This is a genomic window from Kocuria sp. ChxB (assembly GCF_044359605.1).
GTDB classification, from domain to species: Bacteria; Actinomycetota; Actinomycetes; order Actinomycetales; family Micrococcaceae; genus Kocuria; species Kocuria rhizophila.
On record NZ_CP121123.1, the window covers coordinates 309436 to 330506 of the forward strand.

19 protein-coding genes and 1 tRNA gene are annotated in these 21071 nt (G+C 71.6%); 10 read left to right on the forward strand and 10 right to left on the reverse strand.

Annotated features, from left to right (window positions below; genetic code table 11):
* Positions 1-196 precede the first annotated feature (196 nt).
* On the forward strand, positions 197-2245 hold the full coding sequence (locus P8S73_RS01345) for a S8 family serine peptidase (RefSeq protein ID WP_019309200.1): 2049 nt from the start codon (positions 197-199) through the stop codon (positions 2243-2245).
* 212 nt (positions 2246-2457) lie between these two features.
* On the opposite strand, the gene P8S73_RS01350 is transcribed toward P8S73_RS01345, so the two are convergent.
* The 5 genes from P8S73_RS01350 to P8S73_RS01370 all read right to left on the reverse strand — a co-directional run bounded on the left by P8S73_RS01350 (position 2458) and on the right by P8S73_RS01370 (position 8610).
* Positions 2458-3285, reverse strand: coding sequence for an RNA methyltransferase (locus P8S73_RS01350; protein ID WP_019309199.1), 828 nt, complete (start codon positions 3283-3285; stop codon positions 2458-2460).
* 151 nt (positions 3286-3436) lie between these two features.
* Positions 3437-4411, reverse strand: a complete 975-nt coding sequence (locus P8S73_RS01355) for a sulfite exporter TauE/SafE family protein (protein ID WP_019309198.1) — start codon at positions 4409-4411, stop codon at positions 3437-3439.
* Between the two features lie 7 nt (positions 4412-4418).
* Positions 4419-5201 carry an ABC transporter ATP-binding protein gene (locus P8S73_RS01360; protein WP_019309197.1) on the reverse strand — a complete coding sequence of 261 codons (783 nt, stop codon included), beginning with the start codon at positions 5199-5201 and terminating at the stop codon, positions 4419-4421.
* 79 nt (positions 5202-5280) lie between these two features.
* Positions 5281-6210, reverse strand: a complete 930-nt coding sequence (serB, locus tag P8S73_RS01365) for a phosphoserine phosphatase SerB (RefSeq protein WP_019309196.1) — start codon at positions 6208-6210, stop codon at positions 5281-5283.
* Positions 6211-6264: 54 nt separating this feature from the next.
* Positions 6265-8610: an MMPL family transporter gene (locus P8S73_RS01370; RefSeq protein ID WP_396350446.1), complete on the reverse strand. Its 2346-nt coding sequence runs from the start codon at positions 8608-8610 to the stop codon at positions 6265-6267.
* Between the two features lie 278 nt (positions 8611-8888).
* On the opposite strand from P8S73_RS01370, the gene P8S73_RS01375 reads away from it, so the two are divergent.
* Positions 8889-9662 carry an Ltp family lipoprotein gene (locus tag P8S73_RS01375; RefSeq protein ID WP_257744140.1) on the forward strand — a complete coding sequence of 258 codons (774 nt, stop codon included), beginning with the start codon at positions 8889-8891 and terminating at the stop codon, positions 9660-9662.
* A gap of 77 nt (positions 9663-9739) precedes the next feature.
* On the opposite strand, the gene P8S73_RS01380 is transcribed toward P8S73_RS01375, so the two are convergent.
* The 3 genes from P8S73_RS01380 to P8S73_RS01390 form a co-directional block, all read right to left on the reverse strand.
* Positions 9740-9825: transfer RNA gene (locus P8S73_RS01380), tRNA-Leu, on the reverse strand.
* A gap of 185 nt (positions 9826-10010) precedes the next feature.
* Entirely contained in the window at positions 10011-10766 is a 756-nt protein-coding gene (locus tag P8S73_RS01385) for an SDR family oxidoreductase (RefSeq protein ID WP_047978238.1), read from the reverse strand.
* A 47-nt stretch (positions 10767-10813) separates the two neighbouring features.
* On the reverse strand, positions 10814-11539 hold the full coding sequence (locus tag P8S73_RS01390) for a beta-ketoacyl-ACP reductase (RefSeq protein ID WP_070637833.1): 726 nt from the start codon (positions 11537-11539) through the stop codon (positions 10814-10816).
* A gap of 296 nt (positions 11540-11835) precedes the next feature.
* Here P8S73_RS01390 and P8S73_RS01395 point away from each other — a divergent pair, with 296 nt between their 5' ends.
* Genes P8S73_RS01395 through P8S73_RS01410 form a run of 4 tightly spaced genes read left to right on the forward strand, consistent with a single transcriptional unit; the run spans position 11836 to position 14761 of the window.
* Complete coding sequence (locus tag P8S73_RS01395) at positions 11836-12177, forward strand: DUF3099 domain-containing protein (RefSeq protein WP_235586625.1); 342 nt, start codon at positions 11836-11838, stop codon at positions 12175-12177.
* A 49-nt stretch (positions 12178-12226) separates the two neighbouring features.
* Positions 12227-12622, forward strand: a complete 396-nt coding sequence (locus P8S73_RS01400) for a hypothetical protein (protein ID WP_396350447.1) — start codon at positions 12227-12229, stop codon at positions 12620-12622.
* On the forward strand, positions 12622-13596 hold the full coding sequence (locus P8S73_RS01405; RefSeq protein WP_396350448.1) for an SURF1 family protein: 975 nt from the start codon (positions 12622-12624) through the stop codon (positions 13594-13596). Before P8S73_RS01400 ends, P8S73_RS01405 begins: the two co-directional genes overlap by 1 nt.
* Before the next feature lie 55 nt (positions 13597-13651).
* Positions 13652-14761 carry an alcohol dehydrogenase catalytic domain-containing protein gene (locus P8S73_RS01410; protein ID WP_396350449.1) on the forward strand — a complete coding sequence of 370 codons (1110 nt, stop codon included), beginning with the start codon at positions 13652-13654 and terminating at the stop codon, positions 14759-14761.
* A gap of 175 nt (positions 14762-14936) precedes the next feature.
* Here P8S73_RS01410 and P8S73_RS01415 read toward each other — a convergent pair whose 3' ends face one another.
* Complete coding sequence (locus tag P8S73_RS01415) at positions 14937-16535, reverse strand: ABC-F family ATP-binding cassette domain-containing protein (protein WP_102613276.1); 1599 nt, start codon at positions 16533-16535, stop codon at positions 14937-14939.
* A gap of 187 nt (positions 16536-16722) precedes the next feature.
* Here P8S73_RS01415 and P8S73_RS01420 point away from each other — a divergent pair, with 187 nt between their 5' ends.
* The 4 genes from P8S73_RS01420 to P8S73_RS01435 all read left to right on the forward strand — a co-directional run bounded on the left by P8S73_RS01420 (position 16723) and on the right by P8S73_RS01435 (position 19747).
* Complete coding sequence (locus P8S73_RS01420; RefSeq protein ID WP_047978244.1) at positions 16723-17355, forward strand: biotin transporter BioY; 633 nt, start codon at positions 16723-16725, stop codon at positions 17353-17355.
* Positions 17356-18099: an energy-coupling factor ABC transporter ATP-binding protein gene (locus P8S73_RS01425; protein WP_052239257.1), complete on the forward strand. Its 744-nt coding sequence runs from the start codon at positions 17356-17358 to the stop codon at positions 18097-18099. It abuts the gene before it with no gap.
* 46 nt (positions 18100-18145) lie between these two features.
* Complete coding sequence (locus P8S73_RS01430) at positions 18146-18769, forward strand: energy-coupling factor transporter transmembrane protein EcfT (protein ID WP_039101187.1); 624 nt, start codon at positions 18146-18148, stop codon at positions 18767-18769.
* A gap of 69 nt (positions 18770-18838) precedes the next feature.
* On the forward strand, positions 18839-19747 hold the full coding sequence (locus P8S73_RS01435; protein WP_249493886.1) for a neutral zinc metallopeptidase: 909 nt from the start codon (positions 18839-18841) through the stop codon (positions 19745-19747).
* 12 nt (positions 19748-19759) lie between these two features.
* On the opposite strand, the gene P8S73_RS01440 is transcribed toward P8S73_RS01435, so the two are convergent.
* Positions 19760-21001 carry an alpha-hydroxy acid oxidase gene (locus tag P8S73_RS01440; RefSeq protein ID WP_396350450.1) on the reverse strand — a complete coding sequence of 414 codons (1242 nt, stop codon included), beginning with the start codon at positions 20999-21001 and terminating at the stop codon, positions 19760-19762.
* Positions 21002-21071: the final 70 nt, after the last annotated feature.

The following is a 21071-nucleotide window of genomic DNA, read 5'->3' on the forward strand; positions in this document are numbered from 1 at the left end:
GGTCCACCGCACGGTGGGCCGGGCGTCGTGCTGTACGGACCGCCGCTCGTCCCGGTCCAGCAGATGACGACACTCGCGGACCAATCGTCACCATTTCGTGACCTTCCCCATAGGATGGGCCTGGCTCTTGTCCCCCCAGGCCCCGGCACACCCCCCCTGATCCTGTGCCGCGGTCACCGAAAGGTTTCCCCCACCCATGACGTCACGTCACTCCCGCGTGCGCCCTGAGCGCCGCATTCCCCCCGTCACCTCCCACGGTCCCGGCGCGTCCCGTGCCGCGAAGCACGTTGCCGACGCCGCGCCGTCGCCGTTCGGTGTGCTCGGGGCCGCCGCGCGCCGTACCGTCCTGCCGCTCGCGGTCACGGCCGCCCTGGTGCTCACCGCGCAGCCGGCCAGCGCGGCCCCCGCCGCGCCTGCCGGCGGGCCGGACTCCCCCACCACGACCGTGCCCTCGGATCCCCCCACCGAGTCCGACCGCGTGATCGTGAAGTTCAAGGACACCGCGGCCCCCGACGCCAGCAAGGAGAAGGTCGTGGAGGCCGCCTCCGAGGAGGCCCTGGACGGCGCGAAGGCCCCGGACGTCACCCAGCGGGTCAAGACCACCGTGGCCCAGGCGGACGTGCTGGAGCTGGACCGTGAGCTGGACGAGGCCGAGCAGAAGGAGCTCGTGGCGCAGATCGAGGCGGACCCGGCCGTGGAGTACGCGGAGGCCGACCGTCTGGCGTCCACCTCGTGGGTCCCCAACGACGTGTACACGAACTTCCAGTGGAGCCTGTGGCCCCAGCAGGGCGGAGTGAGCTTCACCCAGGCGTGGGACATGTCCCGCGGCAACGGCCAGACCATCGCGGTGCTGGACACCGGCATCACCTCCCACGGCGACCTCAACGCGAAGGTGGTGCCCGGCCGCGACTTCGTGAGCGACACCTACCTCTCGCGCGACGGCAACGAGCGTGACTCCAACCCGAGGGACGAGGGCGACTGGAGCGGCGCGGGTGAGTGCTCGCCGTCCGCGAGGAACTCGTCCTGGCACGGCACCCACGTGGCCGGCCTCGCCGCCGGGCAGTCCAACAACGGCGCGGGAATCACCGGCGCCGCACCGGGAGCCAAGATCCAGCCGGTGCGTGTCCTGGGCAAGTGCACCAACGGGTATGTCTCGGACATCGCCGATGCCGTGGCCTGGTCGGCCGGGGCCCCTGTGGCCGGAGAGCCCGCCAACCCGAACCCCGCCACGGTCATCAACCTGTCCCTTAACTACCCCGGGCAGTGCGGTGCCACCATGCAGAACGCCATCAACACCGCCGTGAACCGGCGCGTGCCGGTGGTGGCCGCCGCCGGCAACTCCGCGATCAACGCGGGCGGCACCGCCCCGGCGAACTGCGCCAACACGATCGTGGTGGGCGCCGCCGACAACAACGGCAACACCGCCAGCTACTCGAACACGGGCGCCGTGGTGGACGTGCTGGCACCGGGCGGAACCAGCCAGTACCCCATGCTCTCCACGGTCAACTCGGGCACCCGCGGCCCGGCGGGCGCCACGTACGGCAACATGATGGGCACCTCCATGGCCACCCCGCTGGTCTCCGGCACCGTGGCCCTGATGAAGCAGCGCGATCCCTCGATCACGCCCGCCCGCGTGGAGCAGATCCTGAAGTCCACCGCGAGCGGCCGGATGGGATCCCTGAACCTGAACCCGGCCGCCGCCGTGCGCGCGGTCGTTCCCGCCGGCGGCTACACCACGTCCGGTGGCATCGGCGCCAAGTGGCGCTCCACGGGCGGTGCCGCCAAGTGGGGCAACCCGGTCTCGAGCGAGGCGGACGCCGCCAACGGCGGTCGCTACCAGGAGTTCTCCAAGAACGGCCGCAAGACCACCATCTACTGGAGCTCGGCCACGGGCGCCCACATCCTGGAGAACGCCACCCTGGTGGGCAAGAAGTTCGTCTCGGCCGGCCGGGAGCGCGGCTACGGCTACCCCAGCACCGACGAGATGCGTGTCTCCGGCGGCGCCTACCAGGTGCACCGCAAGGGCTCCGCGCAGACCAAGGTGCTGTGGAGCCAGGCCACCGGCGCACACGCGGTGAAGGAGACCGGAGCCATCGGCAAGGCATGGAAGCGAGCCGGGCTCGAACGCGGCTGGGGCTGGCCCGCCACGGACGAGTACACGTCCAACGGGGTGGTCCACCAGCGCTTCTCCAACGGCGTGACCGCCCACTGGACCCCCCAGCGCGGAGTGTGGACCACGCGCTGACGGTCCCCTCGCCGCAGCTGCGCTGACACGAACGACGGGCGGTTCCCCTCTGGGGAGCCGCCCGTCGGCGTCTCGGGAACGGCCTGCCGCTCCAAAAGGCTGGGCACGTGTGGCCCACGCGTTGCGGGGGCCCAGCTGTGACGCATCCTCGGTGAGGTCGTGCAGGTCCACGGCCGACGACGCCGCTCGCACCGGCTCGCAGGCCGGTCACCTCAGCGCGGCCGCGTCTCCCAGAACGCCACCGCGCTCGCGGCCGCCACGTTGAGGGAGTCCACGCCGTGGCTCATGGGAATGACCACGTGGCGGTCCGCGTGGTGCAGGGTCGCAGCACCCAGGCCCTGGCCCTCGGTGCCCAGGACCAGCGCCAGCTTCTCCGGCTGCTCGGCGGCCAGGGCGTCCACCGTGACGGCGTCGTCGCTCAGGGCCAGCGCCGCGGTGAGGAACCCGGCGTCCTTGACCCGCTGCAGGTCCGCGGTCCAGTGCTCCAGGCGCACCCACGGGACCTGGAACACCGTGCCCATGGAGACCCGCACCGCACGCCGGTAGAGCGGGTCGGCGCAGCGCGGGGTGACCAGCACGGCGTCGACGTCCAGGGCCGCGGCCGAGCGGAAGATCGCCCCCACGTTCGTGTGGTCCACGATGTCCTCAAGGATGGCCACGCGCCGCGCGGAGGCCAGTACGGATTCCAGGGGCAGCGGTGCCGGCCGGTGCATCGCGGCCATCGCCCCGCGGTGCAGGTGGAAGCCGGTGATCTGCTCGAGCACCTCGTCCGTGCCCACGTACACGGGCACGTCGTGGGACTCCAGCACGTCGCGGAGCCCGTCCACCCACTTCTCCGCCATGAAGAAGGACCGCGGCCGGTGACCGGCGTCCAGGGCGCGGCGCAGCACCTTGGAGGACTCCGCGAGGTACAACCCGCGCTCGGGTTCGAGCTTGCGGCGCAGGGACACGTCCGTGAGGCTCGTGTAGTCGGCCACGCGGGGATCGGCGGGGTCGCTCAGCTCGACGAGGCGTTCGGACAGGGGCGCGGGTGAGGTCACGGGTCTTCCTGGGGTGTCGAGGTCGGGATTCGTTCCGGTGCGTGCCGTGCGCGCACCTGGGCTGTGCATGGGATCCGGGAGGTCCTGGGACGGGCCGGCCCGGCGCGGCGGGTTCAGGGTGCGGTCGCGCGCGCCCAGGTGGGGGCGCGGGTCAAATCAGGTTGGACACCATGCTCGCCAGGGCCACGAGCCCCAGCACCACGATCACGGTGCGCAGCGCCACCGGGGAGAGCCGCTTGCCGATCTTGGCACCCAGCCACGAGCCCACGGTGGAGCTGACCGCGATGAACAGCACGACCCACCAGTTGATGCGGTCGAACGCGAGCAGCACGTAGGAGATCGCGGCCACGATGTTCACCGCCGCCACGAGCGCGTTCTTCACGGCGTTCGCGGACTGCAGCGGCGCGAGCAGGAACACGCCCAGGATGCCCACGAGCAGCACTCCCTGAGCGGCCACGAAGTACCCGCCGTAGATCCCCGCCAGGAACACCAGCACGTACAGGATCGCGGGCTGCCGGGAGCCGTCCACCTGCGCGGACGACGCCGCCGTGCCCGCCTGGGCGGGGACGGCGCCGTAGGGCTGGGCGGACAATGTCGCCGTGCCCCCCTCGGCGGGGCCAGCGCCGTCGTTCCCCGGGGCGCCCTGAGCGGTGCCCGACGTGCTCGCCTGGCGCTCCTTGCGGGCGCGCACCACCGCCTGCAGCCGCGGCTGGAACACCACGAACAGCAGGGCCACCACGATCAGGACCGGGGCGACCACCTCGAAGACCTCTTCGGGCAGGTGCAGCAGCAGCGCCGCGCCGATCACACCGCCCGCCACCGAGCACGGCAGGAGCTTGAGCAGGGTGCGTTTCAGCCCGCGCAGCTCGCTGCGGTAGCTCCACGCCCCGGTGAGGTTGCCCGCGATCAGGCCCATGGCGTTGGACATGGACGCCGTGACCGGGGGAACCCCCATGGTCACGAGCACCGGGAACGTCACGAGGGTTCCGGAGCCCACGATCGTGTTGATCGTCCCGGCCCACAGACCGGCCACGAGGATGAGCAGGACCTGCCACCACTCGAAGCCCACGGTTCCCCCGGCGCCGAAGACCTCGGCCGGCACGGACGCGGCTGACAGTGCGATCACGAGCGGCTCAGCGGGCGAACGCCGCGTACCGGTCGCCCACCTTGACCAGTTTGAGCGGCATGTCGAACGTCTCGGACAGGTTCTTCTGGGTCATCACGTGGCCCACGGGGCCCGCGGCCACCACCCGGCCCTCGCGCAGCAGCAGCGCGTGCGTGAACCCGTCCGGGACCTCCTCGAGGTGGTGGGTCACCATGACCATGGCCGGCGCGGACTCGTCCCGGGCGAGCTCGTCCAGGCGCTGCACGAGCTTCTCGCGCCCGCCCACGTCCAGCCCGGCGGCGGGCTCGTCCAGCAGCAGCAGCTCCGGGTCCGTCATCAGCGCCCGGGCGATCAGCACGCGCTTGCGCTCACCCTCGGAGAGGGTGCCGTAGCTGCGGTCCCGCAGCTCCGTGAGTCCCCACGTGGCGAGCAGCTCCTCGGCGCGCTGGACGTCGGCGTCGTCGTACTCCTCGCGCCAGCGCCCGGTGACCCCGTAGGCCGCGGTGAGGATGACGTCCCCCACGGTCTCGGCGTGCGGGATCTGGCCGGCCAGCGGGGCGGAGCTCAGGCCGATGCGCGGACGCAGCTCGAACACGTCCACCGCGCCCAGGATCTCGTCCAGGATGTCCACCATGCCGGTGGTGGGGTGCAGCCGGGCCGCGGCGATCGACAGCAGCGTGGACTTGCCCGCCCCGTTGGGGCCCAGGATGACCCAGCGCTCGCCGTCCTGCACGGTCCAGTTCACGGAATCCAGCAGGGTCTTCGCACCGCGGACCACCGAGACGTCCGCCACTTCAAGAACTGAGCTCATGACGGCCACTCTAGTGCCCGTGACGGGCGCGTCCCCAGACCGGCGCACCGGCGCGGGACCACCGGACAGGACGCGCGGGTCACAGGTCCAGGAAGAAGCGCAGGGCGTCCAGGTTGGGGATGTTGATCTGCGTGTCCGCCACGTCCTGCAGGGCCGGCTTGGCGCGGTAGGCCACGGACAGCCCGGCCGCACGGGCCATGTCCACGTCGTTGGCTCCGTCGCCCACCACCAGGACGTCCTCGGGTGCGATCTCGAGATCACGGGCCCACTGCGCCACGATCTCCGCCTTGGCGGCGCGGTCCACGACCGGGCCGCCGACGCGACCCGTCAGCCGCCCGTCCTCCACCTCGAGCCCGTTCGCGGCCCAGCGCGTCAGCTCCAGGGAGGAGGCCAGCGGGGCGAGCACCTGCCGGAAGCCTCCGGACACGGCGGCCACAGCGTGGCCCTCCCGCAGCAGCGTGCGCACGAGCGCCTGCGCGCCCGGGGACAGCCGCACGGCGTCGGCGACGTCGTCGACCACCTCGGCGGACAGGCCCGCCAGGACGACCACCCGTTCCCGCAGGGACTGCTCGAAGTCGATCTCCCCGCGCATCGCGCGTTCGGTGATCTCCGCGACCTCCGCCTCACGCCCGGCGTGGGCGGCCAGCAGCTCGATGACCTCCTGGCGGATCAGCGTGGAGTCCACGTCCAGGACCACGAGCTTGCGGCGGGACTGGTCCGTCCACCGGGCCTCCACCACGTTGAGGTCCACCCCGGGGACGCTCTGGCGCCGGGGGTCCGGCTGCAGGGCACGCCGCAGGGCGGCCGGGTCCTCGGTCTCCACCGGGATGGTCAGGGCGTTGTACCCCTCCACGTCCGCGGCCTGGTCGTCGGACGCGGTGCCGGTGACACGCACCCAGGTGGGCGAGTCCACGGTCACTCCCGCGCGCTGCAGGAGGTCCGCCACGGCCTGCGTGGCTTCATCGTCCGGGGACACGGCAAGGGCGACGACGGCACAGTTCTGGGGCATGGCCGCAGTGTATCGGCCACCCGGCGGGGCGCACAAAGACCGCGGGAGCGCCGCCTAGGCCTCGTGCCCCTCCACGGCCCGGTGCCGGCCGGGGGTTCCCACGCGGGAGGGCCACCAGGACCGGGGCCCGATGTCCAGCACCAGGGCGGGCACCAGCAGGGAGCGCACCACCACGGTGTCCAGCAGCACCCCCACCGTCACGATGACCGCGAGCTGCACCAGGAACAGGATGGGCAGCACCGCCAGGGCGGCGAACGTGGCGGCGAGCACGATGCCCGCCGAGGTGATGACCCCTCCGGTGGTGGTGAGCCCGGCCAGCACACCCGCGCGGTGCCCCGCGGTCACCACCTCCTCGCGCACGCGGCTCATGAGGAAGATGTTGTAGTCGATCCCCAGCGCCACCAGGAACACGAACCCGAACAGCGGCACCGTGGGGTCCGCCTGGTTGAGGTCCAGCAGCTCGAACACCAGCGTGGAGATCCCCAGTGCCGCCAGGAAGGACAGCACCGTGGTGGCGATCAGCAGCACCGGCATCAGCACGCTGCGCAGCAGGACCATGAGGATCAGCAGGATGACCACCAGGATGATCGGGATGATCACCGCGCGGTCCCGTTCCGAGGCCGCGATGGTGTCCACCTGGACCGCGGTGGTTCCGCCCACGGCGGCCTGCGGGGTGATCTCGGCGAGCTCACCCCGCAGCCGCTGCACCGCGGCCTGGGCCTCCTCGGAGTCCGAGGCAGAGGTCAGCGTGGCCTGGATCAGCACGTCCCCCTGGCTCACGGTGGGTTCCACCCCCGCGAACGGACCGCCCTGCGGAGCGGGGTACGGAAGCGTTCCGCTCGGAGACTCGTTCGCTGCGAAGGCCACCGAGGCGACGTCGTCGTCCCCCGCGAGGTGCTGGGCCACCTCGTCGGCCTCGGACTGCGGAGCGATGACGTACACCGGGTCCCCGGAACCGCCCGGGAAGTGCTGCTCCAGGACGGCGGTGCCGTCCCGGGCCTCGGACTCCCCCAGCACGAACTCGGACTCCGGCACACCGCCCGCGTCCAGCTGGGTGGCGCCCAGCGCAGCCACACCGAGCAGCACGGTGCACACGATCCACACCGCGCGCGACTTCCGGTCCACCAGCCGGGCCACGGCGGGCCACAGGCCCTTGTGGGTGTAGGGGTCCATGGCCTGCTCGTGGGCCTCGGGGTGCTCGTCCACGCGCGGCATCCTGGGCCACAGGGCCACGCGGCCGAAGATCGCCAGCAGCGCCGGCAGCAGGGTCAGCCCGGCGAGGATCGCGAACACCACGCCGATGGCGGTGGCGGGTCCCACCCCGCGGTTGGAGGTGAGCTCCGAGAACAGCAGGCACAGCAGGCCGGCGATCACGGTGGTCCCGGAGGCCAGCACCGCGGGGACGGTGCCCTTCCACGCGATCCGCGTGGCGGTCCAGCGGGACGGCGTGGTGTGCAGCGCCTCGCGGAACCGGGCGGTGTAGAGCAGTCCGTAGTCGGTGGCCGCGCCGATCACGATGATCGACATGATGCCCTGCGTCTGCCCGCTCAGGGCGATGACCCCGCGCTCCGCCAGGAAGTAGACCGCGAGGATCGCGCCGCACAGCGCGGCCACGCTCGTGAGCAGCACCAGGAACGGGAGCAGCGGTGAGCGGTAGACGATCACCAGGATCACCAGCACTGCGAGCAGCGCCACCCCCAGCAGCAGCCCGTCGATGCCGGAGAACGCCTCGGACAGGTCTGCCACGAGGCCCGCCGGGCCGGTCACGGCCACGGTGAGTCCCTCCGGGGTGTCCTGCGCCAGCTCGTCGCGCAGCTCGGCGACCACGTCGCCCGTCTCCGCCTCGGCATCCACGAGCACGACCACCTCCACCGCGCGCCCGTCCTCGGACGGGATGGGCGGAGAGACCTCCAGGACGTCCGGCACGCCCGCGAGGTCCTGGGTGGCCGCCCCGATCTCCCCCAGCTGCGCCTGGGTGATCTCACCCTGCGACTCCATGACCACGATGGCGGGGATGCCGTCCGAGTCGCGGAACTCCCCCAGCCGGTCCTGCACCTGTGTGGCCTGCGAGTCCACGGGCAGGAAGTCCGCCTGCGAGTTGGAGGTCACGTCCGAGAGCTTCCCGAACGTGGGGCCGCCCACGCCCATCACGCCCAGCCACACGAGCACGAGCACCACGGGGATCAGCCAGCGCAGCCATCCCGGTACGCCGGTGCCACCGCGTGGGTGGCCGATGCCGCGATCCGGAGCGGCGCGCTCCGCCGCGCTGGCGGCAGGGTCCTGGTTCGCGTTTTGCGGGCCGTCACCACTCACCCGCACGGTCGAGTCCTGCGGTGCGGACGGTGGTTCGCCCGTCCTGCTGCTGTTCGGATCGGGGGACGGCTGGGGGCTGCTCGGCATGTCTCACCTGGGGTCTCGACGCACGGACGACCGTCCGCGCACTGCGCTCCGGCCCTGACGACGACGCGGCGGCGCTGCGTGCCGCGGGTCACTGCCCCTCATGCTACGGGTACGGCCGGGCCCTGTCCGGGTGCGTGAGGCTCCAGCCGCGGGACGGGCCGTGTGGGCCGTAGTGGGGGCATCCACCGGGGCGCCCGGGTGTCACTATGTATGAAAGCAAATACATGCTCATGCATTCGATGTGCCCTCTCGGCACATCCCTTCTCGAAAGGCCAGCCATGGCTCAGCGACCCTCCCCCGTTCTCCTGCTCACCGGTGGCGCCGTGGCGCTCGCACTGCTGTCCGGGTGTGGATCCACCACGACCTCTGCGGAGCCGGCTCCGAAGGAGAGCTCCCCCGCGTCCAGCTCGTCCACCGAGACGGTCAGAGCGCCGTCCTTCGAAGCGCCCCAGCCCACGGACGCGGGCCAGACGCCGGCCGAGGAGAGCACCTCGTACATGGCGGAAGCGGAGACTCCCGCCCCGGAAATGCCCACACCGAGCCCTGCCAAGGACACGACCGGTTCGGGCTCCCAGAGCAGTGACGAAGCGGCGTCCGGCACGAGCGGCGCCACGGCCAAGGGCGGCGTGTCGCAGGACAGCGCCACCCGGAAGGCCTCCGACTACCTCGCGTTCATGGCTTTCTCCCGGAGCGGTCTGATCGAGCAGCTGGAGTACGAGGGCTTCACCACCCAGGAGGCCACAGCCGCGGTGGACAGCCTGGCCACCAACTACAACGAGCAGGCCGCCAAGAAGGCCAAGGACTACCTCCGGACGTCTGCGTTCTCCCGGAGCGGACTGATCGAACAGCTCGAGTTCGAGGGCTTCACCACCGAGCAGGCCGCCTACGGCGTGGACACCACCAACCCGGACTACATGGCGCAGGCGGCCAAGAAGGGCAAGCAGTACCTGGACATGTCCGGCTTCTCGCGCTCCGCGCTGATCGACCAGCTCGTCTTCGAGGGCTTCACCCCCGAGCAGGCGGCCCACGGAGCCACCGCGAACGGGCTCTGAGTCCGGGCACCGGCCTGCAGAGGAGCACCCAGCGAAAGAACCCCGTTCGACCAGTGGTCGAACGGGGTTCTTCTCTGTGCGCGAGGGGGGACTTGAACCCCCACCCTCTAATACGAGGACTAGCACCTCAAGCTAGCGCGTCTGCCTATTCCGCCACCCGCGCAGGTGTCTGGGCCGGTGAGATCCTGCGAACAGAACCTCCGTGGCCCTCGGCAACGACAGAAAACCTACCACAGTTCGCGGGGCCGTTCGAACCGGGCCCGCCCGGAAACGGGACGACGCCGCACGCGGGGTGCGCGTGCGGCGTCGTGGTCCGCAGAGCTCAGCCGACGAGTGCTGCGGTGCGGGTCACTTCCCGGCCTGGGCCAGGAAGTCCTCGGCCCCGCCCACGAGCTCAACGTGCCCGGACTCCACGTCCGCGGTGACCATCTTCGCGATCTCCTGCGCGAACTCGTTGACGGTGTAGAGCTTGCCCGCAGCCGCTCGACGCTCGTCCAGGGCACCCGGGCGGGCGCGGTTGAGCAGGGTGGCGGTGACGGTGCCCTCGATCATGTCCGCGGAGACCACCACGAAGCTCACGCCCTTCTCGGCCATCTCCGGGACGCGCGCGGTGAGAGTGTCCTCGCCGGCCCGCTTGGACTTCGCCACGGCCTCGTACTCCGGCATGGTCTCCACCTCGTTGATGAAGTGGGCCTGGTGGCTCGTCACGAACACCACACGACCGCCCCGGGGCAGCAGCTCCAGCGCCTCGGTGAGGGTGTCGTTCTGGGCGTCCCGGTTGAGCTTCAGCGCGTAGCCCTCGCCGAGCTCCGTCTCCATGCCGCCGGAGGCGTTGAGGATCAGCACGTCCACGCCGCCGAACTCGTCCTGCGCCGCGCGGAAGAGCCCGCCGCGGGACTCGGGGTCCGTGATGTCCGCCTGCACGGCGATCGCGCGGCCGCCCGCCTCGGTGATCTCCTTGACCACCTTGGTGGCGCGCGGAGCCTTCTGGCGGTAGTTGATCACCACGTTGGCGCCCTGGGACGCGAGGATCTTGGCCGTGTCCGCGCCCACCCCTCGCGACGACCCGGTGATGATGATGGTCTTGCCGGCGACTGAGCTCATGCTGTGACTCCTTAGCGGGGTGGATTCGTGGGGCCCGGTGCGGTGGATCAGTGACCCACTCCGAGCCCGCCGTCTACGGGGATGATAGCGCCGGAGATGTAGCGGGCGTCGTCCGAGGCCAGGAATGTCACGGCCTTGGCCACCTCCTCCACCTCTCCGAAGCGGCCGGCGGGGATCATCGAGAGGTAGTTCTCCGTTACTTCGTCGGAGAGCTCGTCCGTCATGGCGGTGTGGATGTACCCGGGAGCCACCACGTTGGCCGTGACCCCGCGGGAGCTGAGCTCCCGGGTGATGGCCCGGGCCATGCCGACGAGCCCGGCCTTGGACGCCGCGTAGTTGGTCTGCCCGGGAGCCCCGGTGTACCCCACCACGGAGGAGATGAAGACCACGCGGCCCCTCTTCAGGCGCATGAAGCCCTTGGTGGCGCGCTGCACCACGCGGAAGGCCCCGGTGAGGTTGGTGTCGATGACGTCCTGGAAGTCGGCTTCCTTCATGCGCACCAGCAGGTTGTCCTTGGTGATGCCGGCGTTCGCCACGAGCACCTCCACGGGTCCGAATTTGGCCTCGACCTCCTTGAAGGCCGCGTCCACGGAGGCGGAGTCCGTCACGTCCGCGGCCACCGTGTAGGCGCCCTCCGGCCCGTCACCGCCGGAGCGGGAGGTGATGACCACGTTGTCCCCGGCCGCCACGAAGGCCTCCGCGATGGCGCGTCCGATGCCGCGGTTGCCTCCCGTGACGAGCACGGTGCGCGCGGTTGAGGGCTTCTCAGACATGGTGGAACCTTCCGTGGAGGGAGGACGCGGCCGGGTCACCGCATCCAGGGGGGATCAGGACGTCACAGCATCCTAACCGTCCCCTGACCTGGTGGGCTCCCCCCACTTGGGACCGTACCGCAACGGTGCCACAATGGTCAGCACGCTCCCAGTCAGAGGTGGAAGCGTGACCCCCGGGGACATCCCCCAGGACATCCGCCGAAGGACCGGTTCCCATCACACGTTCCCAGCACCCCACGCACGGCTCCACCGAGGTCCACTCGATCACCTCGGCGGCGGACGCGCACACCACGGACATGTCGCACCGCATGAAGGTCTACGGCGTGCAGATGGCCCTGCGCGTGGCCTGCATCATCGGGGTCTTCCTGATCGACAACCTCACCGTGCGCGTCCTGCTGATCCTGGGGGCCGCGGTGCTGCCGTGGCTCGCGGTGATGCTCGCGAACCGCGGGGCAGACCGGTCGCAGCGCACCGGCTCCGCGTACCGGCCCCCCACGCGCACGGAGCTGCCGACCGTGGCCGAGACGCGGGACGTCTCCCCCGAGGCCGGGGACGTGGTGGTGGACGGCGAGTACACGGTGCACCACGCACCCCGGCAGCTGCCGGGCCCCGACCCCTCGGCCACGCGGCGCAACTAGGGTGGAGTGCGCCCTGCCCACCACAGGAAACCCGGAGGAACATCTCACCGTGGACTTCGATCTGCTCGGCTCGCTGGCCCCTGGCTCCACGGGGCACGACGCCGCCGCGTCCGGCCCCGCGGACAGCACACCTCACGCGGTGTGCTCCCGTCGCGGCTGCCGTGCCGCCGCACGCTGGAGCCTGGTGTGGAACAACCCCCGGGTGCACACCCCCGAGCGCCGCAAGACCTGGCTCGCGTGCGACGAGCACCGGGAGCACCTCGCGGACTTCCTGGGCCAGCGCGGCTTCCTCAAGGACGTGGAGCCGTTCGAGCAGCAGCCGACCGGCGGCGTCGAGCCCGGCGCGCAGGCCTCCGTGCCAGACGAGGTCCCCCGCGAGACCGCCCCGGAACCCACCGAGGGCGCGGGCGGCGTCGGCCCCGCGGGGGCGGAGCGGCTGGACTGATGCGCAAGTACTCCTTCCTGACCTCCCCCGCCTGGATCGGGTGGTTCGCGCTCACGTGCGTGGCCGCCGTGGTGTGCCTCTACCTGGCGCAGTGGCAGATGTCCCGCAACGACCACCTCGTGGCGGAGAACACCAGGATCACCGAGAACTACGACGCCGCGCCGTACGACGCCGCGCAGGGCACCCCGCTGTTTGCGGACTACGACGAGTCGAAGACGTGGCACCCCGTGACCCTGGAGGGCAGCTACGTGCCCGAGGACACCGTGCTGATCCGCAACCGCCCCCACGACGGCCGGGTGGGCTACGACGTGGTGGTCCCGTTCCGCACCGCCGAGGGCACGGTGGTGGCGGTGGACCGTGGCTGGATCCCCACCGACAACTCCGCGAACGGCATGCCCTCCGCCGTGCCCCCGCCGCCCGGCGGCACGGTGAGCGTCACGGTCCGGCTGCGGCCCTCCGAGGGCACCGTGGACCGCGGGGCGCCCGAGGGCCAGTCCGCGTCCATCGACCTCCCGGTGCTCGGCACCCAGTGGGGCGGGGACGTGGCCACGGAGGGTTACGGAGAGCTCCTCTCCGAGGAGCCCCCCGCCGCGAACACCCCCCAGGCCGCGGAGCGCCCCGAGGTGGACTACGGACCGCACCTGTCCTACTCCATGCAGTGGTACGCCTTCGCCGTCCTGGTGTTCGTGGCCTACGGCTACTCGGCGCGCCAGCACGTGAAGAACGAGGAGTGGGACCGCGCCTACGCGGCGGAGGTCGAGCGGCAGCTGGCCCGCTACTACGACGCCGAGGGCAACTACATCGGGGACGTTGACGAGTCCCTGGTGATCCGCCAGCTGCAGATGGCGGACGACATGCCCGCCCACCTGAAGTCGCTCTACCGACCCAAGCGCACGCGCGCCTCGTCCGTCCCCACCGCGGAGGACGAGGAGGACGCCCTGCTGGACGCGCTCGAGGCGCAGAACCGCCGGTGAGGCGAGCGGGCGGCGTCGTCCGCCCCGTGCCCACCACACCCGCAAAGGAGTTGCCGTGAAGATCACCGCCGCTGTGCTGGACGAGATCGGGCTGTCCCGTCCGTACGCCGAGTCCCGTCCACTGTCCGTGCAGGAGCTGGAGCTGGACGGCCCCGGGCCGGGCGAGCTGCTCGTGCGGATCCGTGCGGCAGGCGTGTGCCACTCGGACCTCTCCGTGGTGGACGGCAACCGGCCCCGCCCCATGCCCATGGTGCTGGGCCACGAGGCCTCGGGCATCGTGGAACAGGTGGGCGAGGGCGTCACGGACGTGTCCCCCGGCGACCAGGTGACCACCGTGTTCCTGCCGCGCTGCGAGCAGTGCGAGAACTGCGCCACGGACGGCAAGCTGCCGTGCACCCCGGGCACCGAGACCAACAGCGCCGGGCTGCTGCCCGGCTCGGCCCTGCGGCTGCACCGGGACGGGCAGGACGTGCACCACCACGTGGGGGTCTCCGGCTTCTCGTCCCACGCCGTGGTGAGCCGCCAGTCGGTCGTCCCCGTGGGGGCGGACGTACCCGCCGAGATCGCCGCCGTGGTGGGCTGCGCCGTGCTCACCGGCGGCGGGGCCGTGCTCAACGCGGGGCGCCCCTCGGACGGGGACACCGTCATGGTCGTGGGCCTGGGAGGCGTGGGCATGGCCGCGCTGCTCACCGCGCTGTCGGTGGAGAAGGGTCCCGTGATCGGCGTGGACGCCAACCCGGAGAAGCTCGCGAGGGCCACCGAACTGGGCGCCACGGCCGTGCACTCCCCGGACGAGCTCGCGGAGAACGGCGTGCGGGCCGAGGTGGTCATCGAGGCCGCAGGGCACCCGCGCGCGTTCGAGACCGCGGTGGCCGCCACGGCACCCGGGGGAATCACCGTGACGGTGGGCCTGCCCTCCCCCGACGCCCGCTCCACCATTGCCCCGCTCGGGCTCACGGCGGAGGCCCGCACGATCGTGGGCTCCTACCTGGGCTCCGCCGTGCCCGCCCGGGACATCCCCGTGTACCTGCAGCTGTGGCGGGAGGGCAAGCTGCCCATCGAGGAGCTGATCTCCGAGCGGGTGGCACTGTCCGCGATCAACGAGAGCTTCGACCGGCTCGCGGACGGCCGTGCCGTGCGCCAGGTCATCCTCTTCGAGGACTGACACCCGCCGCAGCCGTGCCGTGACGGCACGCAACGGCCCTGCGCGCGGCAAACTGGGTCTCAGGTCTGGGTCGGCCCCGAATCGCCCACCCGCACCGCCCGGGTAAATGCGCAGCGCGGTGATGACGGGCACCTGCCCGGCTCTGCAGCGGCGTCGGCCGCGCGCAGGACGGCGCTCAGGCCAGGCTGATGAGGTCCTGGTACTCCTGGCTCCACAGGTCCTCCACGCCGTCCGGGAGCATGACCACGCGCTCGGGCTCGAGCGCCTCCACGGCGCCCTCGTCGTGTGAGACGAGCACCACGGCGCCCTCGTACGTCCGCAGCGCGTTGAGGATCTCGTGGCGCGAAGCCGGGTCCAGATTGTTGGTGGGCTCGTCCAGCAGCAGCACGTTCGCCGACGACGCCACGAGGGTTGCCAGCGCCAGTCGCGTCTTCTCGCCGCCGGAGAGCACCCCGGCGGGCTTGTCCACGTCGTCGCCCTGGAACAGGAACGAGCCCAGGATGGTGCGCACCTGGGTGTCCGCGAGATCGGGCGCGGCGGACTTCATGTTCTCCAGCACCGTACGGTCCGTGTCCAGGGTGTCGTGCTCCTGGGCGAAGTAGCCGAGCTTGAGCCCGTGGCCCGCGACCACCTCACCGGTGTCCGGCTCGGCCTGGCCCGCGAGCATCCGCAGCAGAGTGGTCTTGCCCGCACCGTTGAGCCCGAGCACCACCACGCGGGAGCCCCGGTCGATCGCGAGGTCCACGTCCGTGAAGATCTCCAGCGAGCCGTAGGACTTGGACAGCCCCTGCGCGGTGAGCGGGGTCTTGCCGCAGTCCGCGGGCTTCGGGAAGCGGATGGCCGCGACCTTGTCCTGCACCCGCTCGCCCTCGATGCCCGCCATGAGGCGCTCCGCGCGGCGGATCATCTGCTGGGCGGCGGAGGCCTTGGTGGCCTTGGCGCGCATCTTGTTGGCCTGGTCCATGAGCACCCCGGCCTTTTTCTCCGCGTTCGCGCGCTCGCGCTTGCGGCGGGCCTGGTCCTGCTCGCGCTGCTGCAGGTAGTTCTTCCAGGTCATGTTGTAGACGTCCACCACGCAGCGGTTGGCGTCCAGGTACAGCACCTTGTTGACCACCATCTCCATGAGCTCCACGTCGTGGGAGATCATGAGCAGCCCGCCCTGGTAGGAGCGCAGGAACTCGCGCAGCCACACCACGGAGTCGTGGTCCAGGTGGTTGGTGGGCTCGTCCAGGAGCATGGTGTCCGCGTCCGCGAACAGGATCCGCGCGAGCTCCACGCGCCGGCGCTGACCACCCGAGAGCGTGTGCAGCGGCTGCTCCAGCACGCGCGGCGGGAGGTTGAGGTTGTTGGTGATGGTGGCGGCCTCGGACTCCGCCGCGTAGCCGCCGCCGGCCAGGAACTCGGACTCCAGGCGGTCGTAGCGGCGCATGGCCTTGGCCCGGACGGCGTCGTCCTCCGAGGCCATCTCCTCCTCGGTGCGCCGCAGCTTGGTGATCACCCCGGCGAGGTTGCGCGCGGAGAGGATGCGGTCCCGCGCCAGCTGGTCCATGTCGTCCACCTTGGGGTCCTGCGGCAGGTAGCCGATGGAACCCGAGCGTGTGACCTCACCCGCGGCGGGCAGGGTGAGCCCGGCCAGCACCTTGGTCATGGTGGTCTTCCCGGCGCCGTTGCGGCCCACCAGACCCACCTTGTCGCCCTTGTCCACGCGGAAGTTCACCTCGTCCATGAGCAGACGCGCTCCGGCGCGCAGTTCGAGGTCGGTCACGGTGATCAACGGAGCAAGGCCTTTCGTGGGACGGTGCCGCGCGCGCACGCGAGGTGGCGTGGGCGGACGGTGCGGGGCCCGGAAGAGCTCCGGGCATGCGGTCGCCCCGTGGGAGCGGGGAACCGCACCAGTCTATCCGCTCGCGCAAATCGTGGCCTGGGCCGTTCCCCCGGGACCAGCAACTAGACTGCAGCCCATGACAGAAGCCGCCCGCGCCCCCCGCACCGTGACCTCCTTCGACCTCGCAAACATCGCCGTGTTCGCCGCGCTGACGTGCGTGCTCGCCCTGGTCCCCGCGATCCCCGTGGGTCCTCTGGGAGTGCCCATCACGTTGCAGACGCTCGCGGTGTTCCTCACCGGCATGGTCCTGGGCGGCTGGCGCGGCTTCCTGGCCCTCGCCCTGTACGTGGTGGTCGGTCTGCTGGGCGTCCCGGTGTTCGCCGGGTTCACGGGCGGCCCCGCTGTGCTGGCCGGCCCGTCCGCGGGCTACCTGCTGTCCTTCCCGTTCGTGGCCGGCCTCGTGGGCTGGATGTCGCACTACTTCGTGCGCGTGGAACGCGTGACCCGCCGCGAGGGATCCTCCGCCGTGGACCCCGACCGCCGCAGCGCCCTCGGCCTGAAGCTGTTCCTCGCCGGTCTCGCGGGCCTGGTGCTCTCCCACGTGATGGGCATCGTGGGCATGATGGTCAACGGTGGGCTCGCGCTGCAGGCCGCCGTGGTGGCGGACCTCGCGTACGTCCCCGGTGACGTGCTCAAGGTCGTCGTGGCCGCGCTGATCGCTGTGGCCGTGCACCGCGCGTTCCCCCGCATGGCCGGGGCGGTTCTCTGAGTGGACGGTGAGCCACGCTCCGCGCAGCGCCAGTCCCTGTCCTGCGCGGACGTGACCGTCACGGTGGACGGTCCCCGCGGACCGGTGACCGTCCTGGACCGGGTCTCGTGCGAGTTCACCGCGCGGCGCACCGCCGTGATCGGGCTCAACGGGTCCGGCAAGTCCACCCTGCTGCGCCTGTTCAACGCCCTGGTGACACCGTCCTCGGGCGCGGTGCGCACCCACGGCGTGGACCCTGTGACCTCTCCCAAGGACGCCCGGTCCCGGGTGGGGTTCGTCTTCACGGACCCCGCCTCCCAGATCCTCATGCCCACCCCCGTGGAGGACATCGAACTGTCCCTGCGCCGCCGCGTGCGCGACCGTACCGAGCGCACGGAGCACGCTGTGCAGTGGCTGCGGCGCATGGGCCTGTCGGACCGCGCGCACCACTCGGTGTTCGACCTCTCGGGCGGTGAGCGCCAGCTCGTGGCCCTGGCTGCGGTGCTCGCCGTGGACCCCCGCGTGCTGGTCCTGGACGAGCCCACCACCCTGCTGGACCTTCGCAACCGGCTGCGGCTGCGGGAACTGCTGGACGGACTGCCCCAGCAGCAGCTCATCAGCACGCACGACCTGGAGCTGGCGGCCACCGCCCAGCACGTGGCGGTGGTCCACGGTGCGGGCATCATCGCGCAGGGCCCGCCGGAGGAGGTCATCCCCCGCTACCGCGCGTGGTGCGAGACGGGGTTCCCGGGGGAAGCCGCGTGAGCCCCTGTTCCGGCCGAGGCACCGTGCCGCACGTGGACCGCGCCCGGTGAGCCGCACCGCCGCCCGCCCCGACGACCTGCTGGGCACCTACGTTCCCGGCACCTCGTGGCTGCACCGCTGTCCGCTGGGGCTCAAGGCCGTGCTGGTGCTGGGATCGTGCCTCACCGTGATGCTGCTGCGCTCGTGGCCGGTGTCGCTGACCGCGCTGGCCCTCACCGCGCTGATCTCCGCCACGACCGGTCTGGGTGTGCGCCGCTGGGCGGCCTCGCTGCGCCCCCTGTGGTTCCTGGTGCTGCTGCTGACCGTCTACCACGTGCTGGCCACCGGTCCCGCCCGGGCAGCGGACGTGGTGCTGTCCCTGCTGGCGGTCGTGACCCTGACCCGCCTGCTGCTGACCACCACGGAGCTGCCCCGGCTCATCGACGGGCTCGTCCGGCTGTGCTCCCCCCTGCGCCGCGTGGGCATCGACCCCGAGCGCATCGGGCTGGCGGTCTCCCTCATGATCCGCTCCGTCCCCTGGCTCTTCGGCGTCATCTCCACCCTGCACGACGCCGCCGCGGCGCGCACCGTGCGTCCCCACCCCGTTCAGCTGGTCACCCCGGCGGTGATCGCCACCGTGGACTACGCCCACCGCACGGGCGAGGCCCTCGTGGCGCGCGGACTGGAGTGACGCGCAGACACGAGTGACACCGGGGCTCCCGGGGACCCCCGAGCGTCAGCGTGGTCCTATGATGCGCTCATGAGCTTCAACGACAACTCACAGCTGGACGCCGGACGGGTCCGCACCGGCGGTGGTGGCGGACGCGGCGTCGCCGTGGGAGGCGGGCTGGGCGGCGTCGTCCTGCTGCTGCTCGCGGGACTGTTCTTCGGCCAGGACGGGATCGACGCCGTGACGGGCGGCACCCAGGCGCAGACCACAGGGACGCAGCAGGTCGACTCCGGGCTGGAGGACCGCTGCCGCACCGGAGCGGACGCGAACTCCGACCCCCAGTGCCGCATGGTGGCCACCGTGCAGTCCCTGGACCAGTTCTGGGGCGAGTACTACCCGCAGGCCACGGGTGAGCGGTACGTGCTGCCCGAGGTCATGCTCTTCGCGGGCTCGGCGGGCACGTCCTGCGGGCAGGCGTCCTCCGCCACGGGTCCGTTCTACTGCCCGCCGGACCAGACCGTGTACCTGGACACCGGGTTCTTCGAGCAGCTGCGCACGGACTTCGGTGCGGACGCGGACGCCCTGGCCCAGGAGTACGTGATGGCCCACGAGGTGGGCCACCACGTGCAGAACCTGCAGGGCACCCTGGGGCGCGCCCAGCGCGATCCCCACGGTGCGACGTCCGCGGCCGTGCGGACCGAGCTGCAGGCGGACTGCTACGGCGGACTGTGGGCCCACCACGCCGTGGAGCCGGGCGGAGCCGTGCAGCTGCAGCCCATCACGCGCGCCCAGCTCTCGGACGCGATCGAGGCGGCCGGCGCGATCGGCGACGACAGGATCCAGGAGGCCGCCCAGGGGCGGGCCAACCCGGAGTCCTTCACGCACGGGACGTCCGCCCAGCGCCAGGCCTGGTTCCTGAGCGGCTACCAGACCGGCGACATCCGCGCGTGCAGCACGTTCTCCGCCGAGGACCTGGACCACCCGGGCGCCCTGGCCTGACGCCCGCGGCAGTCAGTGGCGTCGCGCATCCTCCGCGCGCGGCAGCCACGGGGCCCGCATGGCGTGCGGGCCCAGCTCCGCCACCAATTGGGCGCCCATGAGCAGCAAGGTGGTGCGGATCTGCTCCTCGAGCAGCTCGATGACCCGTGAGACCCCCTGCTCTCCCCCGGCCATGAGGCCGTAGAGGTACGCGCGGCCGATCAGCACGAAGTCCGCGCCCGCGCACAGGGCCGTCACCACGTCCGCGCCGGACATCACCCCGGAGTCCAGGATCAGGGGAACGTCCGGGCCCACCTCGTCGCGGATCTCCGGCAGCGCGGTGAGGGAGACCGGTGCGCGGTCCAGCTGGCGCCCGCCGTGGTTGGAGACCACCAGCCCGTCCGCGCCCACGCTCAGGGCGCGCCGGGCATCCTCCCGCGTGAGGATGCCCTTGACGAACAGCTGCCCGTCCCAGTTCTCCCGGATCCACGCGAGGTGCTCCAGGTTCAGTCCGGGGTCGAACATCGTGGAGATCAGCTCCGCCAGGGCGCCAGAGGTGTCCGAGAGCGAGGCGAACTTCAGCGAGTCCGTGGTCAGGAAGTTGAACCACCACTCCGGGCGGTAGGAGGCGTCCAGAACGGTCTTCGGCGTGATCCTGGGCGGGATGGTCATGCCGTTGCGGGTGTCCCGCAGCCGCTGACCGGGCACGGGCGTGTCCACCGTGACCAGCAGCGTGGTCATGCCCGCGGCCTTGGCGCGCCGCAGCAGGTCCAGGGACGCATCGTGCTCACGCCAGAGGTAGAGCTGGAACCACCGCTGCGCATCCGGAGCGGCGTCCCGGACCTCCTCGATGGAGCGGGTGCCCATGGTGGACAGGGAGAATGGGATGCCGGCACGCTGGGCGGCGCGGACTCCCCCGATCTCACCCTCCGAGTGCATGAAGCGGGTGAATCCCGTGGGGGCGATCCCGAACGGCAGGGCGCTGCGGACACCGGCGATCTCCGTGCTCAGGTCTGCGGTGTCCGTGCCGTGCAGGATCCGCGGCAGCAGCTCCACGGACTCGAACGCCTCCCGGTTGCGCCGGTGGGTGATCTCCTGCCCGGCAGCGCCATCCACGTAGTCGAAGGCCGGGCGGGGCGTACGACGCCGCGCGATCCGCCGCAGTGCCTCCACGTCCGTGGCCTTCGCGAGCCTCGCGGCGCGCCGGTCCGGATTGAAGGAGCCGAACTTCATGAGCGGTGTGAGTTCGGACAGTTGCGGCAGATGGCGTTCCATGGGGTCCTCCCGGTCGCGGATTCTCGCTCGAAACTACCAGGGCACCCAGACCAGGTTCCGCAGGGCCACC